General features: G+C 69.2%; 1 protein-coding gene. It reads left to right on the top strand.

Annotated features, from left to right (window positions below):
* Positions 1-18: 18 nt before the first annotated feature.
* On the top strand, positions 19-1,069 hold a 1,051-nt coding region (locus FPZ41_RS46685), incomplete at its 3' end, for an ABC transporter ATP-binding protein (protein ID WP_152870964.1).

The following is a 1,069-nucleotide window of genomic DNA, read 5'->3' as shown; positions in this document are numbered from 1 at the left end:
GAAGGGGGCCTGCGACCCATGGCCACTGTCTCGTTCGACAAGGCGACCCGGATCTACCCGGGCACCGAGAAGCCCGCCGTAGACGCGCTCGACATCCACATCGAGGACGGAGAGTTCCTCGTCCTGGTCGGCCCGTCCGGCTGCGGCAAGTCCACCTCGCTCCGGATGCTCGCCGGGCTCGAGGACGTCAACGGCGGCGCCATCCGCATCGGCGACCGCGACGTCACCCACCTGCCGCCCAAGGACCGGGACATCGCCATGGTGTTCCAGAACTACGCGCTCTACCCCCACATGACCGTCGCCGACAACATGGGCTTCGCCCTCAAGATCGCCGGCGTGCCGAAGGACGAGATCCGCCAGAAGGTCGAGGACGCCGCGAAGATCCTCGACCTCACCGAGTACCTCGGCCGCAAGCCCAAGGCCCTCTCCGGCGGCCAGCGCCAGCGCGTCGCCATGGGCCGCGCCATCGTCCGTGAGCCGCAGGTGTTCCTCATGGACGAGCCGCTGTCCAACCTCGACGCCAAGCTCCGCGTCTCCACCCGTACACAGATCGCCTCGCTGCAGCGCCGCCTCGGCATCACCACCGTCTACGTCACCCACGACCAGGTCGAGGCCATGACCATGGGCGACCGCGTGGCCGTCCTCAAGGACGGACTGCTCCAGCAGGTCGACACCCCGCGCAACATGTACGACCGCCCGGCCAACCTCTTCGTCGCCGGCTTCATCGGCTCCCCCGCCATGAACCTGGTCGAGGTCCCGATCACCGACGGCGGCGTGAAGTTCGGCAACAGCGTGGTCCCCGTCCAGCGCGACGCGATCTCCGCCACCACCGACAAGACCGTCACCGTCGGCGTCCGCCCCGAGCACTTCGACGTCGCCGGCTCCGACTCCGACCAGGGCCTCGCCGTCACCGTCAACGTCGTCGAGGAACTGGGCGCCGACGCCTACGTCTACGGCACCGCCAAGGTCGGCGAGGACTCCAAGGACCTCGTCGTCCGCGTCAGCGGCCGCGACGTCCCGGAGAAGGGCAGCACCCTCCACATCGTCCCCCGCTCCGGCGAGACCCACG

It is taken from the genome of Streptomyces acidicola (assembly GCF_009377235.1).
In the GTDB taxonomy this organism is placed as follows: Bacteria; Actinomycetota; Actinomycetes; order Streptomycetales; family Streptomycetaceae; genus Streptomyces; species Streptomyces acidicola.
This window is presented reverse-complemented; position numbering and strand designations above follow the sequence as displayed.